The 16,182-nt window shown below is 71.2% G+C and carries 15 protein-coding genes; 8 read left to right on the top strand and 7 right to left on the bottom strand.

Going from position 1 to position 16,182, the window contains the following annotated elements; translation table 11 throughout:
- Nucleotides 1-10 precede the first annotated feature (10 nt).
- Genes pheT through chrA form a run of 3 tightly spaced genes read left to right on the top strand, consistent with a single transcriptional unit; the run spans nucleotide 11 to nucleotide 4,715 of the window.
- A complete protein-coding gene (gene pheT / locus MFF06_RS07150) occupies nucleotides 11-2,431 on the top strand; it encodes a phenylalanine--tRNA ligase subunit beta (protein ID WP_238202440.1) in 2,421 nt (806 codons plus the stop codon).
- A gap of 7 nt (nucleotides 2,432-2,438) precedes the next feature.
- Complete coding sequence (locus tag MFF06_RS07145) at nucleotides 2,439-3,308, top strand: DUF1186 domain-containing protein (RefSeq protein ID WP_238202438.1); 870 nt, start codon at nucleotides 2,439-2,441, stop codon at nucleotides 3,306-3,308.
- Nucleotides 3,309-3,335: 27 nt separating this feature from the next.
- Nucleotides 3,336-4,715: a chromate efflux transporter gene (gene chrA, locus MFF06_RS07140; protein ID WP_238202436.1), complete on the top strand. Its 1,380-nt coding sequence runs from the start codon at nucleotides 3,336-3,338 to the stop codon at nucleotides 4,713-4,715.
- Nucleotides 4,716-5,021: 306 nt separating this feature from the next.
- Here the strand turns inward: chrA and MFF06_RS07135 are convergent, their stop codons facing one another.
- From MFF06_RS07135 to MFF06_RS07125, 3 genes are all read right to left on the bottom strand, one after another.
- On the bottom strand, nucleotides 5,022-7,643 hold the full coding sequence (locus MFF06_RS07135) for a TIGR02302 family protein (RefSeq protein WP_238202435.1): 2,622 nt from the start codon (nucleotides 7,641-7,643) through the stop codon (nucleotides 5,022-5,024).
- Between the two features lie 71 nt (nucleotides 7,644-7,714).
- Nucleotides 7,715-8,923, bottom strand: coding sequence for a polyhydroxyalkanoate depolymerase (locus MFF06_RS07130; RefSeq protein WP_238202434.1), 1,209 nt, complete (start codon nucleotides 8,921-8,923; stop codon nucleotides 7,715-7,717).
- A gap of 313 nt (nucleotides 8,924-9,236) precedes the next feature.
- The gene (locus MFF06_RS07125; RefSeq protein WP_238202433.1) at nucleotides 9,237-9,482 is read right to left on the bottom strand and encodes a hypothetical protein; all 246 of its coding nucleotides are present in this window, start codon (nucleotides 9,480-9,482) and stop codon (nucleotides 9,237-9,239) included.
- 733 nt (nucleotides 9,483-10,215) lie between these two features.
- Between MFF06_RS07125 and MFF06_RS07120 the strand changes: the two genes are divergently transcribed.
- The 3 genes from MFF06_RS07120 to MFF06_RS07110 all read left to right on the top strand — a co-directional run bounded on the left by MFF06_RS07120 (nucleotide 10,216) and on the right by MFF06_RS07110 (nucleotide 13,247).
- A complete protein-coding gene (locus tag MFF06_RS07120; RefSeq protein ID WP_238202432.1) occupies nucleotides 10,216-10,977 on the top strand; it encodes a pentapeptide repeat-containing protein in 762 nt (253 codons plus the stop codon).
- Nucleotides 10,978-10,982: 5 nt separating this feature from the next.
- Complete coding sequence (locus tag MFF06_RS07115; protein ID WP_238202431.1) at nucleotides 10,983-12,446, top strand: M48 family metalloprotease; 1,464 nt, start codon at nucleotides 10,983-10,985, stop codon at nucleotides 12,444-12,446.
- Between the two features lie 117 nt (nucleotides 12,447-12,563).
- A complete protein-coding gene (locus MFF06_RS07110) occupies nucleotides 12,564-13,247 on the top strand; it encodes a glutathione S-transferase family protein (protein ID WP_238202430.1) in 684 nt (227 codons plus the stop codon).
- Between the two features lie 51 nt (nucleotides 13,248-13,298).
- Here MFF06_RS07110 and MFF06_RS07105 read toward each other — a convergent pair whose 3' ends face one another.
- The 4 genes from MFF06_RS07105 to MFF06_RS07090 all read right to left on the bottom strand — a co-directional run bounded on the left by MFF06_RS07105 (nucleotide 13,299) and on the right by MFF06_RS07090 (nucleotide 14,618).
- Nucleotides 13,299-13,484 (bottom strand): DUF2934 domain-containing protein, encoded by a 186-nt coding sequence (locus tag MFF06_RS07105; RefSeq protein WP_238202428.1) that lies wholly within the window; start codon nucleotides 13,482-13,484, stop codon nucleotides 13,299-13,301.
- 47 nt (nucleotides 13,485-13,531) lie between these two features.
- Nucleotides 13,532-13,702, bottom strand: coding sequence for a DUF3606 domain-containing protein (locus MFF06_RS07100; protein WP_238202426.1), 171 nt, complete (start codon nucleotides 13,700-13,702; stop codon nucleotides 13,532-13,534).
- Nucleotides 13,703-13,815: 113 nt separating this feature from the next.
- A complete protein-coding gene (gene yidD, locus MFF06_RS07095; protein WP_238202424.1) occupies nucleotides 13,816-14,178 on the bottom strand; it encodes a membrane protein insertion efficiency factor YidD in 363 nt (120 codons plus the stop codon).
- A complete protein-coding gene (locus MFF06_RS07090; protein ID WP_238202422.1) occupies nucleotides 14,175-14,618 on the bottom strand; it encodes an iron-sulfur cluster assembly scaffold protein in 444 nt (147 codons plus the stop codon). The genes yidD and MFF06_RS07090 overlap by 4 nt, the downstream gene beginning before the upstream one ends.
- 311 nt (nucleotides 14,619-14,929) lie before the next feature.
- Here MFF06_RS07090 and folE point away from each other — a divergent pair, with 311 nt between their 5' ends.
- Both folE and hisI read left to right on the top strand, forming a co-directional pair.
- Nucleotides 14,930-15,658: a GTP cyclohydrolase I FolE gene (gene folE, locus MFF06_RS07085; RefSeq protein WP_503128743.1), complete on the top strand. Its 729-nt coding sequence runs from the start codon at nucleotides 14,930-14,932 to the stop codon at nucleotides 15,656-15,658.
- 24 nt (nucleotides 15,659-15,682) lie between these two features.
- Nucleotides 15,683-16,126 (top strand): phosphoribosyl-AMP cyclohydrolase, encoded by a 444-nt coding sequence (gene hisI / locus MFF06_RS07080; protein WP_238202418.1) that lies wholly within the window; start codon nucleotides 15,683-15,685, stop codon nucleotides 16,124-16,126.
- Nucleotides 16,127-16,182 lie beyond the last annotated feature (56 nt).

The following is a 16,182-nucleotide window of genomic DNA, read 5'->3' as shown; positions in this document are numbered from 1 at the left end:
GCCGAAACCGATGAAATTCACCCTCTCCTGGCTCAAGGACTACCTCGACACCGAGGCGTCCCTGGACACGGTCGCCGAAACCCTGACCCGCATCGGCCTCGAGGTCGAAGGGATCGAGGACAAGGCGGCGACGCTGAAGCCCTACGTCGTCGCCCACGTGCTGTCCGCCGAGCAGCACCCGAACGCCGACCGGCTGCGGGTCTGCTCCGTGGACACGGGCGAAGGTGCGCCCGTGCAGGTGGTGTGCGGCGCGCCGAACGCCCGGGCCGGGATGCGCACGGTGTTCGCCCCGCCGGGCACCTACGTGCCGGGCAAGAACATCACCCTGTCGGTGGGCACCATCCGCGGGGTCGAGAGCCGGGGGATGCTGTGCTCGGCGGCCGAACTGGGGCTGGGCGAGGATCACGACGGCATCATCGACCTGACGACCGATGCCCCGGCGGGCACGCCCTACGCCGCCTTCGCCGGGCTGGACGATCCGGTCATCGAGATCAACCTCACCCCGAACAGGCCGGATTGCACCTCGGTCCACGGCATCGCCCGCGACCTCGCGGCCGCCGGGCTCGGAACCCTCAAGTCGGCAGCCCAGCCGGCCGTGCGCGGCGAGGGGCCCTGCCCCGTCGGGGTGGACCTCGCCTTCGAGCCCGCCGACAGCGGCCTCTGCCCGCTCTTCGCCCTGCGCCTCGTGCGCGGCGTGACGAACGGCCCGTCGCCCGAGTGGATGCAGGCCCGCCTGCGGGCCATCGGCCTTCGTCCGATCAACGCGTTGGTGGACATCACCAACTACGTCACCTTCGACCGAGGCCGCCCGCTCCACGTCTTCGACGCGGGGAAGGTGAAGGGAGGCCTCACCGTCCGCCGGGCCAAGCCGGGCGAGACCCTGCTCGCCCTCGACGGCAAGACCCATACGCTGACCGACGACACCGTCGTGATCGCGGACGAGAATGGCGTCGAGTCCATCGCCGGCATCATGGGCGGCGAAGCCTCCGGCTGCGACGGGGCCACCACGGACGTGCTGATCGAATCCGCCCTGTGGGATCCCGCCAACATCGCCCAGAGCGGGCGGCGGCTGGGGATCGTGACGGATGCCCGCTACCGCTTCGAGCGCGGCGTCGATCCGCTCTTCACCCTGCCGGGCCTCGATCTCGCCACGCGCCTCGTCCTCGACCTGTGCGGAGGCACGGCGAGCGAGGCGACGGTCGTCGGCGAACCGCCGGAGACCGAGCGCATCGTCGAATTCCCGTGGAGCGAGGTTCGCCGCCTCGCCGGGATCGAGGTGCCCCGCGCCGAGATGAAGGTCACGCTGGAATCCCTCGGCTTCCACGTCTCCGGCACCGGCGACCGGGTGAAGGTGCTCACCCCCTCCTGGCGCCCGGATATCGAGGGCAAGGCCGATCTCGTGGAGGAAGTGATCCGCATCGCCGGGCTCGACCGGATCGATCCGAAGCCCCTCCCCCGCCCGGCCGGGATCGCCCGTCCGCTTCTCACGCCGATGCAGCGGCGCACGCGCCTCGCCAAGCGGGCGCTGGCGAGTCGCGGCCTGATGGAGGCGGTGACGTGGTCGTTCATCCCCCACGGCGACGCGACGTTGTTCGGCGGCGGCGGGGCGACGGTGAAGCTCGCCAACCCCATTGCCTCCGACCTCTCGGACATGCGCCCGAGCCTCGTGCCGGGCCTGCTGCGGGCCGCCCAGCGCAACGCCGACCGGGCCTACCCGGACGCCGCCCTGTTCGAGGTCGGCCAGTGCTTCGCGGACGATCAGCCCGAGGGGCAGACCATCCGCGCCGCCGCCGTCCGGCGCAGCACCGCCACCCTCCTCGGCGCCGGGCGCCATTGGGACGGCGCCGCGCGTACCGTCGATGCCTTCGACGCCAAGGCGGACGCCCTCGCGCTGCTCGCCAGCCTCGGCATCCCCCTGGGCGGCCTCCAGGTCGCGGCGGGGGGGCCGGCGTGGCTGCATCCCGGCCGCTCGGGCACCCTCCGCTTCGGGCCGAAGACCGAGATCGGCTGGTTCGGCGAGGTCCATCCCCGCACGATGCAGGCCCTCGACCTGAAGGGCACCCTGGTCGCCTTCGAGATCGTCCTCGATGCGCTACCGCTGCCCAAGCACAAGCCGACCAAGGCGAAGCCGGCGCTGGCCCTCTCCGAGTTCCAGCCGCTCACCCGCGACTTCGCCTTCGTGGTCGGCCGCGACGTCCCGGCCGCCGACGTGGTGAAGGCCGCCCAGGGTGCCGAGCGCAAGCTGATCGCCGGCGTCGAAGTCTTCGACCTCTACGAAGGGCCGGGCGTGGCCGAGGGCGCGAAGTCCATCGCCATCGCGGTGCGGCTGCAGCCCACGGACAAGACCCTGACCGACGCGGAGATCGAGGCGGTGAGCGCCAGGATCGTCGCGGAGGTGTCCCGCAAGACGGGGGCGACCCTGCGGGGCTGAGACCGGCATGGATCCCATCGCGCTGCTCATCGAGGATCTCGCCGCGGCGGTGCATCTGCCCGCCGCAGCCCTGCGCAAGGCGCTGGAGCATCCGGATGCCATCGCCGACGCCACGCTGCCGGTGCTCGACAAGGCGGCGGGCGGCGCGGACCTTTCCGAGGCGGAGGCGAACCTCCTGTTCTGGGGCCTGCACGTCATGGCCCACGCCCGGGATGCCCGCGCCTACCCCCCGCTGCTCTCCCTGCTGCGGCAGGACCTGGACGTGGTGGACGGCGCCCTCGGCGACGCCGTGACCTCGACGCTGCCGCGCATCCTGGCGAGCGTCTACGACGGCGAAACGGACCCGCTCTTTCGCCTGATCCTCGACAGCAGCCTCGAGGACGCGATCCGTCAGGCGGCTCTGTCGGCGGCGGCTTTCCTGTGCCTCGACGGACGGATCCCGCGCGACGACCTGCACCGTGTGCTGGTGCGCTTCGACGACGCCAAGGCGGCCGTCGAGAAGGACCTCGGCTGGAGCGCGTGGGAAGAGGCCATCGCCATGCTCGGCTTCCGCGACCTCGCCCCACGGGTAGAGGCCGCGTGGCAGGATGGCCGGATGGACCCGGACTACAGCGATCCGCAATGGTTCAAGGACGCCCTCCGGGAGGCCGAGCGGCACCCCGACGATCCGGAACGCTTGCCCGACGATTACGGCTATCTCGACGACCCCGTCGGCGACCTCGATTGGACACGCGAGGGGTTCGGCGAGCCGCAGCGCAACCCGTTCAAGGACGTGGGGCGCAACGATCCCTGCCCGTGCGGCTCAGGCAAGAAGTTCAAGAAGTGCTGCCTGAATAAGGTGGAGGCCGAGGCGCCCTGGATGCCGCCGGTCTCTTAGGCCACCTCGTACGCAAGGCGGGACCGTATGCCGACCCACACCGCGGGGCCCGCCCCTCCCCCTCACGGTGTGAGCCTGCGCGAGGCCACCGGCGTCTGGGCGCGGATCGCCGCCCTCTCCTTCGGCGGCCCCGCCGGGCAGATCGCGGTGATGCACCGGATCGTCGTGGAGGAACGTCGCTGGGTCGATGAGGTCCGCTTCCTGCACGCTCTCAACGTCTGCATGCTGCTCCCCGGACCGGAGGCGCAGCAGCTCGCCACCTATCTCGGCTGGCTGATGCATCGGGCGCCCGGCGGAGTGATCGCCGGGGTGCTGTTCGTTCTGCCCGGCGCCGTCTCGATCATGGCGCTGTCCATCGTCTACGCGCTCTACGGCCAAGTGCCGGCCATCGGCGCCGTGTTCTTCGGCCTCAAGGCCGCGGTGCTGGCCGTCGTGCTGCAGGCGGTGGTGCGTGTGGGGCGGCGCGCCCTGCGCACCCGCGCGCAGTGGACGCTAGCCGCCCTCGCCTTCCTCGGCATCTTCGTGTTCGGCCTGCCCTTCCCGGCGATCGTACTTGGGGCGGGCCTCGCGGGGTTCGTCGCGGCCCGCGCCGGCTCGACGGCCTTCGGCGGCGGGCCGCACGGGGGCGGGGCCGAGGCGGGGAGCAGCCTCCTCGGCGACGGCCTCCCCGCCCATGCGCGGGACCGGCGGGGCGCCCTCTGGCTGGCCCTGGTCTGCCTCGCGCTCTGGCTCGTGCCGGTAGTTGCGATCCTGCTGACCCTCGGGTCCGCCGACGTGTTCTCGCGGATCGCCACCTTCTTCTCTACGATGGCGGTGGTGACCTTCGGCGGCGCCTATGCGGCCCTCGCCTACGTGGCGCAGCAGGCGGTGGAGAACTTCCACTGGTTGAGCGCCCGGGAGATGCTCGACGGGCTCGGCCTCGCGGAGACGACGCCGGGGCCGCTGATCATGGTGATGCAGTTCGTGGCCTTCCTCGGGGCCTACCGGAACCCCGGCGACCTCACGCCCTTGGTCTCCGGCATCCTCGGAGGCCTGCTGGCGACCTGGGTGACGTTCGTCCCCTGCTTCCTGTTCGTGTTCCTGGCGGCGCCCTTCGCCGAGTCCCTACGCGGCAACCGGGTCGTGGCGGGGGCGCTGGGAGCCGTGACGGCGGCGGTGGTGGGGGTGATCCTCAACCTTGCGGTCTGGTTCTTCCTCCACACGATCTTCCGGGAGGTGGTACCGCTGCGCGGCCTCGGGCTCGCCGTGGATGTGCCGGTTCCGGCGAGCCTCGATCCGGCGGCGCTCGTCCTGTCGCTCGCCGCTGTGATCGCGACTCTCCGCTTTGGCGCCGGGATGGTGACGGTCCTGGCGGGATGCGCGGCGGCGGGCATCGCCCTGCATCTCGCGGGTTACACGACGGGATAGGACCGCGGGTCGTTGCCGGTCTGCCGTCATTGCGAGCGGAACGACGCATCCAGGGCAGCGGGACGCCACCGAGCGAGCGCATCCCTGGAGTGCTTCGCTCCGCTCGCAAAGACAGCCAGGGAGACGTCGGGCCCGGCGCTAGAGCGTTTTCGGGGAAACCCGGATCATACGCCGGAACCGTCTTTGCGAGCGTCAGCGAAGCAATCCAGGGCGGCGGGACCTGACCGGACGTGGTGGATCGCTGGATTGCTTCGCTTCGCTCGCAAAGACGGTCAAGCAGGCGATCCGGATCAAACCGAAAACGCTCTAGTTCCGCCGCAGCAGCCGTTCGAAGTAGTCCAGCTCCTCCTGAGGCCGGGTCGGGTCGCCGAGCTTGCGGCGCAGCTCCTCCATGATCCGGCGGGCGCGCTGCACGGCCGATTCGTCGGCGGTGGGGACGCGGACGCGGCCGTCGCTCATCTCGCGCCCGCGGGTCGGGCGGCCGAGGGGGTCGTTGTCGCGGGCGCCGGCCTGCCCTTCCTGGCCGGGCTGCTGGCCCTCGCCCTGCTGGCCCTCGCCCTGGGCCTGGGCCATGTCCTGCATCTGTTGCGCCATGCCTTCGGCGCCCTTCTTGAGACCGTCGAGGGCGCGGCCCTGGGCATCGGCGGCGTCGCCGTCCCGGCCCTGCTTCAGGGCCTCCTCGGCCTCGCGCATGGCATCCTCGGCATCGGCGAGGCCCTGCTCGCCGCGCATCCCGTTCTCCTTCATGCGCTGCTCCAGATCCTGGAGCCGCTCTCGCAGCGCCTGCTGGCGCTCCCCGGTGCTGCCCTGTTGATCGCCCTGGCCCTGCTGCCCCTTCTTCTGACCCTGCTGGCCCTGCTGACCGGGGGAGTTTTGCTGGCCCTGCTGCTGCTGCTGGCCGCGCTGTCCCTGCTGGGGCTGGCCCCGGTTCTGCTGGCGCTGGCCCTGCTGTTGTTGCTGGCCGTCGCGGAAGGTCTCGTCGCGCAGCTCCTGCTGGTCGCGGGTCATCTTGTCGAGGTCGCGCATCTGCTGTTGCATCTGGCGGGCGGACTCGTTGCCCTTCTGGCCCTTCTGCGCCGTCTGCAGGTTCTCGAGGATGTTGCGCAGCTGCTCCATCAAGCGCTGGGCCTCGGCAGTGTCGCCGCGCTTCATCGCCTCTTCCATCTGCTGGATCATCTTGTTCAGATCGTCCGACGTGACGGTCTTCGAATTCTGCTGATCGCCCTTCTGGCTCTGCTGCTGGTTGGGCTCTTTGCCCTGCTTCTGGGCCATCTCGTTCAGGAACTTGTCGAGGGCCTGCTTCAGGTCCTGCGTCAGCCGCTTGATCTCCTCGTCGGGGGCGTTCCGGTCGATCGCCTCCTTCAGGCGGTCCTGTGCTTGGCGCAGCTGCTTCTCGGCATCCGAAAGGTCGCCGTCCTCGATCTTCAGGGCCATCTCCCAGAGGAGGTCGGCCACTTCCGTGAGATCGGCGTCGGAGGAAGCCTGCCGCAGGCGGTTCGCCGCCGTGCGCAGGCCGAGGAACACCGAAGCCTGGGGCGTGAACAGTTCCGGCGCCACGAGCAGCCCGTCGAGGCTCGCCTGGACGCGGCTGCGGCCGCGGTCGGGCTCCGTGACGAGGCGGCGGCGCTCCTCGGCAAGCGAGCGGGCGAGCGGATCGCGGAAGCGCCGCCCCGGCAGAGTCATCTCGGCGGCGGGGGTCCTGCCCTCCTGGCCCGCCTCGTCCTTCACGAGGATGTGGAAGCGCACGGTGGCGCCCGCCCACGGGTTGTCGGTGAGATCGACCAGCGACTTGATGTCCGCCTGACCGCTCGGATCGGAGGGCAGCGCCAGGGCGATCCTGGGCGGCGGCACGAGGCTGCGCCCGGCCGTCGCCGGCTCGACGATGCCCTCGGCGGAGGCGATGCCGTAGTCGTCGCTCGCCCGGTAGGTCAGGGTGAAGGTCCCCCGGCCGTTCACCTCCGGGCCGCCCACGAGGCTCACCTCCGGCGGGCGATCGGGGATCGCCTCGAGGGTGAGGTGCTGGCGCCCGGCGGGCGTGGCGAGGGTGAGGTCGGTGGAGCCGGTGAGGCGGAAGCGCTCCTCCCGCAGGTCGGGCCGGGGCGGCTGGCCCGGCACGGGGACGAGGCCCGGCCCCGGCGTGAGGCGCGCCTGCGTCTCCTGGTCGGCCCCGGCGATGCGGATGATGAGCTGCGAGTTGACCGGCGCCCGCAGCCGCTGGTCCCCCGCGCCGATGGTGAGGAGGAGCGGCGGCATCCGCGTGTAGACCGGCGGATCGATCCAACCGTCGATGCGGAAATTCGGGCCGGGGGGCTGGGGCTCGTGCCAATCGAAGGCGGAGGCAAGGCGCTGGCGCCATTCCGGGCCGGCGACGAACAGGGCCGCCACCGCCGCCACGACGATCCCGGCCCGCAGGGCGTAGGGATCGCGCCGGACCATGCCGGGCTTCGGCGGGCCGATCCGCAGGGCAGCCACCGCCTTCGCCGCGCGGGCGCGGTGGAGGTCCCAGAGCGCCCGGCTCCCAGCATCGTCCGCGCCCACGGCGAGGGCATCCTGCGCCGCCGAGGCGGGTCCGTGGGCGAGGCGCGGATCACGGGCCGCCGCCTCCCGGTCGAGCCGTGCGAGGGCCGCGCGGCGGTCTAGTCTGGCGAGCCGCACGAGGGGGAAGAGCGAGACGCCCAGCGTCACGGCGAAGGCGGCGAGGCCCACCTGCCGCCAGAGGGGCGCGAGGTCGAGCCACAGCCCCACCCACGAGACAGCGAGGAAGGCGAGGACGACGGCGAGGCTGCGCCAGAGCACCGGCCACGCGGCCTCCCACAGGGCGACGGCCTTCGCCTGCCCGACGAGACGGTCGAGCCGGGCGTTCGCGTCGCCAGTCCCGCCGTTCTCCGCACCGTTGCGCTTGCCGCTCACGCTGCCCGTTTCGCTCATTCCATCACGCTAGCATGGTGGCCCCGGCGGGACTCCGGGTCAAATCGGCGCGACGGCGCGGCCCCACCGGCTCAGGCGTGCGACTGGATGAAGTTGCGCACCTGCGGATAGATCTGCGTGTCCCAGCGCTTGCCGGCGAAGACGCCGTAATGGCCCACGCCCGCCTGGAGGTGGTGGGTGCGCATGTAGGGCGGCAGGCTGGAGCAGAGATCGTGGGCCGCCATGGTCTGGCCGACGGCGCAGATGTCGTCCCGCTCGCCCTCGACGGTCATCAGCGCCGTCTTGCGCACGGAGCGCATGTCGATCGCCTCGCCGCGCCACGTCAGCTCGTTCTTGGCGAGGGTGTAATCCTGAAACACGGTCTTGACCGTCTCCAGGTAAAAGTCGGCCGCGAGGTCGAGGACGGCGAAATACTCGTCGTAGAAGGTCTCGATCGCCGCCGCCTTGTCCCTCTCCCCGTTCACAAAGTGCCAAAACAGGTCGGCATGGCCCTGCATATGGCGCTTGGCGTTCATCGACATGAAGGCCGAGACCTGCAGGAAACCGGGATAGACCCGGCGCCCGGCTCCCTTGTGGCGGGAGGGCACCGTGGCGATCAGGTTCTGCTCGAACCACTCGATCGGCTTCGAGGTGGCGAGTTCGTTCACGCCCGTGGGATTGATGCGGCAATCCACCGGCCCCGCCATCAGCGTCATCGAGCGGGGCGCGGCGGCATCCTTGGTCTGCGCCATCACGGCGGCGGCCACGAGCGCCTGCACCGCCGGCTGGCACACGGCGAGGATATGCGACCCCTCGCCCATGGTCCCGAGGAAGCGGATCAGGTGGGCGACGTAGTCGTCGAACCCGAACCGGCCCTCGGACAGGGGCACGTCGCGGGCGTTGTGCCAGTCGGTGATATAGACGTCGTGGTCCGGCAGCATCGTGCGCACGGTGGCGCGGAGCAGCGTCGCGAAGTGGCCGGACAGGGGCGCCACGACCAGCACCTTGGGCTGCTCGGTGTGGATGTCCTTGCGGAAGCGCAGCAGCGTCGAGAACGGCGTGACCTCCACCGCCTCCTCCGACACCGCGACCTCACGGTTGCCGACCATCACCGAATCGATCCCGTAGGCGGGGCGGGCGAAGGTCAGGCCGGTGCGCATCATCATGCGGGCGCCGGCCGAGAGCCAGTTGATCGGCTCGCTGAACCCGGCCCAGGGCGTCCACGCCGAATCGAGGATGCGCCCCCATCCCCGCACCTGTTCGGCCAGGTCGGTCTGGAAGTCGAACGCATCGTACAGCATCGGGCGGGCACTCGTGGGTGCGCGGCCCGGCACGCGGGCGACGAGACCTGGGGGCGGAGGCGAGGGCCTCGCGGGCGAAAGCGTCAGCATACCACTCACGATGGGTCGCACGGGGCCACCCGGCAACTCCCCAACAGTCACGTTTTCCCCTGTGGAGACCATCCTGTGGCTTCAATGCACCAATTTTAGTGCGTAGTTGAACGGCTTCCGTCTCCGGTCGCCTCGGCAATCGGCAGAAAAATGCAACTCTTGAGCGAATTTGTGCGGATGAATCGTCCGGCCCGCCGGAGGCGGACCGGCCCCCGCCCTCGCATCAGGAGTTGCGCCGGGCGACGGTCGTCGTCCCCCGGTCTGTGTGGCGGTGTTCGCAGGCGACCTTGAGGTAGCGGTCCTCGCCGCCCGGCAGCCCGGCGCGGGCGGCCATGGCCTGGGCGTGCATCAGGCACTCCATCGGCGACGAAGCCGGGGAGACGATGATGTCGAGGGCGGTGTCCCGGGAACAATCCTGGGCCGTGAGGGCGACGGCGCAAACCAGCGCAACGGACAACAGTTCAGGCATATCGGACCTCGTTCTTGAATGATCGAAAGGTCCGCGGAGTGCTCCGGCGTGTGAGCGACCGCGTGATTGTTGCCTGGATGCTCCCTCCCTAGGTCGGGATATTTGAGCAAAGGGTATGCCATCGCCGCGGATGCGGACGGCATGGCGGTCCCGCGCTCCGTCGGCGTGGCATGACGGCCACATCTCGAGGGTGAGAAGGGGAAGGCTCGCGGGGAGGTCCTGTCGCCGACGGGCACGCCCGGACCAGCGGCCGCGGCGCGCTCCGGTCGTGCGAAAAATGGCGTCCCCGGCAGGGCTCGAACCTGCGACCCCAGGTTTCATACCACCTCGGCTTTCGCCGCCGCCCGGCTCCGGGCGTTCGTGGTCTGGACTATCCCTTCACCATGGGCCGTCCCGGCTTACGCCCGGCCTTTAGGTGCCGCCCGTCTAGTCTCTACACCTTCCCGCCCGGAGGCAGGCTTGGCTCGGGATCGGCAGGGCCCGGCGTCCGGGCGGACGCGGGAGCCGTGAGCTTTCCCCGACTTTGAGCGGATCCGCCGCGCGGTTTCCCAGCGCGACGCCCAATTTGAACCTCTAGGAAACCTGTGCTCTGTCCAGCTGAGCTACGGAGACGACCCGGCGTCCTTAGCATCTCCGCCCCGCGCGGCCAACACCGGCGACGGAGGCGGGGGTGGGGGTTCGAGGGCCGGCGAGAGCGTTCCGCCTGCTCCTTTTCGCGGCATTCGGCTTTTCCGTGGGCGACACCCCTCGGGCATCGGCCGGCGAATGCACCGCCGGTTCCGCCCGGCGCGAGGTGATCGCCGGCATCGGGCCGCGGGGGGAGATCCGCTTCGCCTCAGGCGCTCGCGCGGTTTTGTCGTCCCTGCGCTGGCCCGACGACGACGCGGCGAGCCGCGCGGAGCTGGAGACCTTTGCCGGGCGCGCCCTCCTCGTCGTGCCGCGCGGCGTGGCCGACCGGTGGGGGCGCGAGCACGTCGATGCCCTCACGGAGGACGGCGAGGCCGATCCGGCGGGGCGCCTGATCGCCGCGGGCCTCGCCTTCGCAGATCCCGGCGAGGCCGACGCCCTGTGCCGTCCCGCCCTCAGGCAGGTCGAGGCGGCGGCGCGGAGCCGGGGACTCGGCGTGTGGCGGCCCCCCCGTCCCGGGGCCGGAGACGGTGCGGCGCTGCGCGCACTGGCGGGACGATTCGCGGTGGTGGAAGGCCTTATCAGGCATGTGGGCGAGCGGCCGGGCCGGACCTACCTCGACTTCGCGCCCAGGGGGGCCGACGGCCTCGTCGTCACGGTGCCGAAACGCACGTGGCGCGAGATGGCGGCCCGGGGGCTGACCGCCTCCACGCTGAGCGCGCGCAGGGTTCGCGTGCGCGGTATCGTCGAACTGTGGCGCAACCCCACTATCGAGGCCGCCACCGCCGATGCGATTGAACGGCTGGACGACGAAGCGCCGGAACCGCACCACGGGACCGCGCGGGACGATTCGGGGGCACGGCGCTGAGCGCGATGGACGCGAACCGGGGGATTGATCGGCTGCGACGGGGGGTCTGTGTCGGCCTCGCGACGCTCTGGCTCGGGGCCTGCGTGGCGGAGCGCGCCACCACGGCCGTCGCCCCCGCGGCCGTGCGCGTGCCGGCCGAGGCGCCGCGGACCACCGGCCGCGAGCGGGCGGCGGATGCCGACCATCTCAAGCTCGTCTCCAGCTTCGGCGGCGAGGCCAAGGCCCCTGCCGTGACCCGCCTCCTCACGGAAATCACCGACCGCTTGGTCCAGGCGAGCGACCGGCCAGACCAAGCCTACGCGGTCACCCTGCTCGATTCGCCCGTGATCAACGCCTTCGCCCTGCCGACCGGGCGCCTCTACGTCACCCGCGGCCTCGTGGCCCTGGCCAACGACAGCTCCGAGGTCGCGGCGGTCCTCGCCCACGAGATCGCCCACGTCACCCTCAACCACGCCACGGCCCGCAGCGAACTGGAATTGCGCTCGGCCCTGGTGAGCAAGGTCGTGGCCGACGTGCTGAACGATCCCGACACGGGCGCGCAGCTCAAGAACCAGTCGCGCTTCGCCCTCGCCCGCTTCTCGCGCGAGCAGGAGTTGGAGGCCGACGCGGCGGGGGTGAAGACGCTCGCGGCGGCGGGCTACGATCCCTTCGCGGCCTCGCGCTTCCTCACGGCTCTCAACCGCACGATCCAGCTCAAGCAGGGCGGCGGCAGCCGGGGCGAGCCGGACATGCTCGCCTCGCATCCGGGCACGACGGAGCGGGTCGCGGCGGCGATCCGGGCCGCCCGCAAGATCGGCGCGCCGGGCCTCGGTACCGACGACCGCAGCCGCTTCCTCGCGGCCATCGACGGGCTCGCCTACGGCGACAGCCCCCGCGACGGCGTGGTGCGCGCGGGACGCTTCATCCATCCGAGCCTCGGCATCGCCTTCGCGGTGCCGGAGGGGTTCAGCCTGGAGAACACCCGCTCCGCGGTGCTCGGCACCACGGCGGACGGGAATCGCCGCCTGTTGTTCGACCAGATCGAGGCCAAGGAGGGGCAGGCCCTCGACGCGATCCTGAAGGCCACCTGGAACGACAGCCTCGACCCGGCGGGCTCCTCCCTCGGCGAGGTGAACGGGCACCCGGCCGCCTTCGCCCTGTCGAGGGGCAAGGATTGGACCTTCCGCCTCGCCGCCATCCGCATCGGCGACGCGACCTACCGGATGATCATGGCGGCCAAGGGCAGCGCGGACCCGAACGCCGCCTTCCAGAGCTGGACCGCGAGCCTCGGCGAGATCACGCCCGAGGTGTCCGCGAGCCTGCGGCCGACGCACCTCCAGATCGTGCCGGCGCCCGGCCCGAACCCCGACGACCTCGCCCGGCGCATGGTGGTGGCCGACCGGCCGATGGACCGTTTCCTCGTTCTCAACGGCCTGGAGCGGGGGGCTCAGCTGACGCCGGCGCGCAGCTACAAGATCGTGACGGAATAGGTGCCTCCCGGCGGCGCGTCTTGCGCCGCCTCTCCCGCTGCGCGATCCCTCCGCGGCGGCAGACGGGATGGTCCGGGTCGGGGTCGGCCCGGCAAGCCATCCCCGGAGACATCGGCCATGATCCGCTTCTTCTACAATCTCTCCCCGAACCCGATGAAGGTCGCCCTCTGCCTGGAGGAACTCGGCCTCGCTTACGAGCCGGTGCCGGTGGACACCCGCAAGGGCGAGCAGTTCGACCCGGCCTATGCGGGCGTGAACCCGAACGCCAAGGTGCCGGCGATCGTCGACGGGACGACGACCGTTTTCGATTCGAACGCGATCCTCCTCCACCTCGCCGGAAAGGCGGGCCGGTTCCTGCCTGAGGGCGAGGCCGCCCGGGGCGAGATGCTGTCCTGGCTGATGTTCGTGGCCACGGGCATCGGCCCATTCTCGGGCCAGTGCGTCCACTTCCGCCATTTCGCGCCGAAGGATGCTGGGGCCTACGCGCTCGAACGCTACATATTCGAGGCGAACCGCCACTGGACGGTGCTGGACCAGCGCTTGGCCGACCGGCCGTTCGTCCTGGGCGACGGGTACTCCATCGTCGACATGGCGGCGTGGGGCTGGGCGCGGATGGTGCCCTTCGTGCTCGGTGAGGACGCCTTCGGTCGGCTACCGAACGTCAAGCGCCTGCTGGACACGGTGAACGCGCGCCCGGCGGCTCAGCGGGCGGAGACGCTCAAGGAACGCCACGCCTTCAAGGCCGAGATGGACGACGAGGCCCGGCGCAACATGTTCCGCTTCCTCAAGCCGGCCGCCTGACCGGGTACGTCTGTCGTCGCGTACGGGGGCGGGCTTGCCGCCCCCGTTCCTTCAGGCCGCGTTCCGGCGCTTCTCCCGCTCCGCCCGCAACTCCCGCTCGGCGATCAGCCAGAACTCGATTTCCAATCCCTCGGGCCGGTGGTTGCGCTCCCACAACTCGTAGGCGCGCTCCCGGATCTGCTCGAAGGTGATGAGGTCGGCCTCGTGGCCCGCTCTGTCGTCGTTCGAGGCGGTCATCGAGGGCTACCGAGCCGCATTCGTCGGAAGGATCATCGCCGCCGCCCTCAGGCCGAGGGCCGGTGGAGGTAGGCGGTGATGCTGGTGATCCGCGTCCCCACCATGCTGACGGCCTTGCGCAGCCGCTCCTCGCTCACGCCGAAATGCTGCGCCCAGGCCTCGCGGCTGGCGCGGTCGAAGATATCGACGTGGCTCTTGCCCCTGTTCTCCATGGACATTGCCGGACAAACCCCGATCAAAAGAGTGAAGCCCGGCGATACCGGGCCCTGCGCGGGATCAACCGGACGGCCGTGATTAGGTTTCCTGTCGGAGTGTGGAACCCACGGGACTGTCACCCGCCGCGATTCGACGACGGGGTGTCCCCCTCCACCGCCTCGCAGACGAGGAGAGAGCCGCCGGGATCCGGCGGCGCCTCGACGCCGCGCCAGCGACCGTAGCGCCAGGGCCGGTACCACGCGGCGCCGGGGGGCAGGCGGGCGGGGACGAGGTCGATGCCGTGGGTGCCGAAGGGGCCGCACCGGCAGATCCGAGCGAACCCCATCCACGATCCCGGCCAGACGCCGTGGCGGCCGATGGCCTCGTCGGCGTAGGCGGAGCAGCTCGGCCAGTGCCGGCACTGCCGCCCGACGAGGGAGGAGAGGCTGAGCTGGTAGGCGCGGATGGCGAGGCGCGCGGCCCGCCGGGGCGCGCTCACGCGGCCCGCCGCTTCGCCTCGATCTGGTCGAGGGCGTCGACCACGGCGTCGAAGGTCAGGAGGGTCGAGGCGTGGCGCGCCTTGAAATCGCGCACCGGCTCCAGCACGCCGAATTCGGCGAAGGCCCCGTCCGGCGGCGGAGCGCCCTCCTTCAGCATGGCGCGCATCGCCTCGCGCAGGCGCCGCAGGTCGTCCGCCGGGGTACCGACCACATGCCGCCCCATCAGGGACGAGGAGGCCTGCCCCAGGGCGCAGGCGCGGACCTCCTGCGCGAAGTCGCTCACGCGCCCGTCCGGGCCGAGGGACAGATCGACGGTGACGGTGGAGCCGCAGAGGCGGGAATGGGCCGTGGCGCTCGCGTCGGGCGCGGGCAGACGGCCAAGGCGGGGAATGTCGGCGGCGAGTTCCAGGATGCGGCGGTTGTAGATGTCGTCGAGCATCGGTACCTCATCGAGCCGCGGGCCGGGACGCTGCCGCGCCCTCGGCGCTTCCCGGCTCAGCGAACGGGCGCGGATTGCGTGTTGGCGCGCAACGCACGATATAGGGGCGATACGGCTGCTTCGCGAGGAGGCGGCCGATCGATCGCGGCCGTGCCCAGGGCCGGGGTCGGGCTCAGTCCACATCACGTTCCAGGGCGCCGGCCCGTGCCTCCACGGGGCCGGGACCCCACCAGAGCCCGAGCCTGTTCATCATGTACGCCAAGCCCGACAGCACAACCATGAAGACGCGCGTGGCGCAGGCCGGAGACGCCATGGATGCCGCTCTCAAATCCCTCACCTACGGGGTCGAGGCCCAGGACCTGAACGGCATGCGCAACGACAACCACGCCCTCGGTGGCGCGAACGGCGTCGAGATCGCCCCGCAGCCGGCCTCGGCGAGCCGAGTGCCGGAGGGGATCGCCGCCGGCAGGCCGAGCCGCGAGGAGGCTGAGGCGGCCGTGCGCGTCCTGCTCCGCTGGGCCGGGGACGACCCGACCCGCGAGGGCCTCGTGGAGACGCCCGCCCGCGTGGCGAAGGCTTATGAACAGCTGTTTTCGGGCTACCGGATGGACGCGGACGCCCTGCTGGAGCGCGTCTTCGAGGAGGTCGAGGGCTATTCCGACATCGTCCTCGTGCGCGATATCCCGTTCCACTCCCATTGCGAGCACCACATGGTGCCGTTCATGGGCCTCGCGCACATCGCCTACTACCCGTCGAAGGGCGTCGTCGGCCTCTCGAAGCTCGCCCGCGTGGTCGATGCCTTTGCCAAGCGCCTCCAGACCCAGGAGACCATGACGGCGCAGGTCGCCGACGTGATCGAGAGCATCCTCAAGCCTCGCGGCGTCGCGGTGATGATCGAGGCCGAGCACCTGTGCATGGCCATGCGCGGCGTGCAGAAGGCCGGCGTTTCGACCCTCACGACGCAGTTCCGCGGCGTGTTCAAGGACTCGCCGGAGGAGCAGGTCCGCTTCCTCACCCTCGTGCGGGGCGGAGCCAAATAGGCCGTCGCGCCTTGTGACTGCGCCATGCCCGATCCCGACGCCCCCACGCCCCACGGCCTGACCTTCGCCACCCCCGGTTCGTCGGCGGAGATCGAGGAGGGTGGAGCGTTCACGCCCCGCTTCGACCGTGACGGCCTCATCACCTGCATCGCCGTCGATGCGAATGACGGCCGCGTGCTCATGCTCGCGCACATGAACGCCGAATCCCTGGCGCGGACGATCGAGACCGGCGAGGCGTGGTACTGGTCGCGCTCGCGCCGCCAGCTCTGGCGCAAGGGCGCCACCAGCGGCCAGACCCAGCGTGTCGTGGAGATGCGCACCGATTGCGACCAGGACGCCCTGCTGATCACCGTGGCGGTGGGCGGCGACGGCGGCTGCTGCCACACGGGGCGCCGGGCCTGCTTCTACCGGGCGGTCGAGTTCGATCCACAGACGCGGCAGGTCCGGCTGCGGCCCGCCGGGGAATGATCCGCCCCCCCGACCGTCGAGGCTCTTCCCCCCGCGCCCTCCCGGCCGCCGTGCCG

Origin of the sequence: Methylobacterium aerolatum, from assembly GCF_022179085.1 — a bacterium.
Taxonomy (GTDB): domain Bacteria; phylum Pseudomonadota; class Alphaproteobacteria; order Rhizobiales; family Beijerinckiaceae; genus Methylobacterium; species Methylobacterium aerolatum.
The sequence above is the reverse complement of the archived record's forward strand: the minus strand, read 5'-3'. Positions and strand labels throughout refer to the sequence as shown.